Genomic DNA, 1,972 nt, shown 5'->3' with positions numbered 1-1,972 from the left:
GTTCGATTTCGCCGGGCTCATAGCCGTGCATTCGTGCGACGGTGTCCGACCACGTCCACGCGTCGCTGTCGTATCGGTATTCGAATCTGCCGACCCGCTGCGGTTCACCGCCAAGCAAAGCCTTGTCCAGCACGCGGACTGTATGGCCGTCGGTGGCGGGGTGATCGTCATCGGTCGCCAACCGATCCACCGTGGTCTGGTCAACCTGGTTTCTGCTGTCAGCCATTTTTCTGACTTCCCGCTGTCGAGTACTGCCCCGGATAAGGACGCGGTTTGTGCGTGGACCAGGTCGGCACACAAACCGCGGACGTGAGCGTCCGGCAGTAAGCATAGATTTCATCAGGGGAGCAAGGGTCATTTAATCCGAATCGAATGGACCCACTACCCCGTGGAATGGAAGCAACGGGCGCGACTTGGCTGTCGCATCGAGCCGAGGCTGGGACGGATGGTGCTCACTCGGCCGCGCGACACCGCAGAGGCCGGAGGTGAGGTCCCGAATTGGCGGGCGTGATCCGAAGACCCAGTATCGTTAGCGGTCTAATGAGCCACATGGCCGAACGCGATCGCGAGGAATCCGGCCGGCCTCGCAACAGCCGACCCCGCGACGCCCTGGGCCGACTCCTTCCGCCGGGCAGCGAGGGAGTGCCCCGCATCCCAGACGATCTCGAACTGTCACCGTCCGAATCCCTCGCCTACGCCCAGGATCTGTTGAACCAGGGCTTGGCGTTCAATGCGCACGAGGTGCTCGAGGCCGCGTGGAAGAACGGCCCGGACGACGAGAGACCGCTTTGGCAAGGCCTGGCCCAGCTCGCAGTCGGCATCACCCACGTCCAGCGCGGCAACCGCGACGGTGCGAACACTCTGCTTCGGCGCGGGACCGGCCGCCTGAGCGAGGTGGAGCATCCGGCGCCGCACTCCGTAGACGTCGACGGTTTAGTCGGCTGGGCCGCTGCGCTGGTCGACGACCTTGCCGCATGCGCCGAGGTCTCACCGCCGCGCCTTCGCCCGGCGCTGACGAAACCTTAGATTCACACAGAAGGGTCAATCACCATCCAACACATCGCCATTCACGGCCCGCGGCCACGACCACACGCCCGGGCATACGGGTGGACTGCCGTGCGCACCGGCATCACCAGCCTTACAGACGCTCTGGTTAGCGCCGCGGTGGTGCTTACCGCCGCAGTTATTTGCGCTGGTGCAGCAGGCGCCGACCCAAGCCAGCAGGATCAGTTTGTGGCGCTGCTCGAACAAGAACAGATTCCGCCCGTCGATGACGGTGAGGTGCCTGGTGTCGTCGCCCGAGCCCATCAAATTTGTGGCGAACTCAATGGCGGCACCCCGGTCGACACCTTGGTCAACGACGAGATGAACCGTGGGTATGCGGAAAATCCGCGTTTACACCTATATCCCGACCGCGTTAGAAGAACCGCAATCAGATTCATCACCGCATCAGTGGACGTCTACTGCCCACGCCATCAAGGCGAGCTTCCGCCGTACGAGTAAGTCACTGAGCCCCCCACCCGGCTCCCGGTGTGATTATCGGAAAGTCGATGAATGGCTGTTGCTGCGGCGGTCAGGGAGTTGGCGCGGCCTGCTTGACCGGTTGCCCCATGTGCTGGGGGCAGTAAGCACTCGCCGCGATCATGGTGAACTGGGCGGCGCCGTCGCCGGTAAATCCCGGATTGCTCGACGACACGCTCTTGATGACACCAGCTTCGGGATTGCCCTGGTCCATCAGTGCGCATGCATTTTTGGCGACGGCGACAGCGACAGCTGGGTCCTGGAACGTGATGCCGGCCTTGTTGAGCGCCGCCAGAAAGCTCGCGTCGGTCCCTGAATTGCCCGGATCAGCCTGTGCCGGCGTGGCCACCCCGAGCACGGCGGCGAAGCCCGCAAGCATGACAAGGAATCGCATGGCTTCATCCTCGTACAGATTGACGCCGATGTCTCGTCCGATCTCAACCCGCATGAC

3 protein-coding genes and 1 pseudogene are annotated in these 1,972 nt (G+C 63.2%); 2 read left to right on the top strand and 2 right to left on the bottom strand.

The window, feature by feature from the left end; translation table 11 throughout:
- A pseudogene (locus VGH54_RS03580) lies at window positions 1-226 on the bottom strand (antitermination regulator); the annotation flags it as partial.
- A gap of 323 nt (window positions 227-549) precedes the next feature.
- On the opposite strand from VGH54_RS03580, the gene VGH54_RS03575 reads away from it, so the two are divergent.
- Together VGH54_RS03575 and VGH54_RS03570 are read left to right on the top strand one after the other, a co-directional pair.
- Complete coding sequence (locus VGH54_RS03575) at window positions 550-1,026, top strand: DUF309 domain-containing protein (protein ID WP_331510562.1); 477 nt, start codon at window positions 550-552, stop codon at window positions 1,024-1,026.
- Between the two features lie 90 nt (window positions 1,027-1,116).
- Entirely contained in the window at window positions 1,117-1,503 is a 387-nt protein-coding gene (locus VGH54_RS03570) for a DUF732 domain-containing protein (RefSeq protein WP_331510561.1), read from the top strand.
- 70 nt (window positions 1,504-1,573) lie between these two features.
- Here VGH54_RS03570 and VGH54_RS03565 read toward each other — a convergent pair.
- Window positions 1,574-1,972: DUF732 domain-containing protein (locus tag VGH54_RS03565; protein WP_331510560.1), on the bottom strand; the 399-nt coding region annotated here is incomplete at its 5' end.

Origin of the sequence: Mycobacterium sp., assembly GCF_036488105.1 — a bacterium.
Classification (GTDB): Bacteria; Actinomycetota; Actinomycetes; order Mycobacteriales; family Mycobacteriaceae; genus Mycobacterium.
The sequence above is the reverse complement of the archived record's forward strand: the minus strand, read 5'-3'. Positions and strand labels throughout refer to the sequence as shown.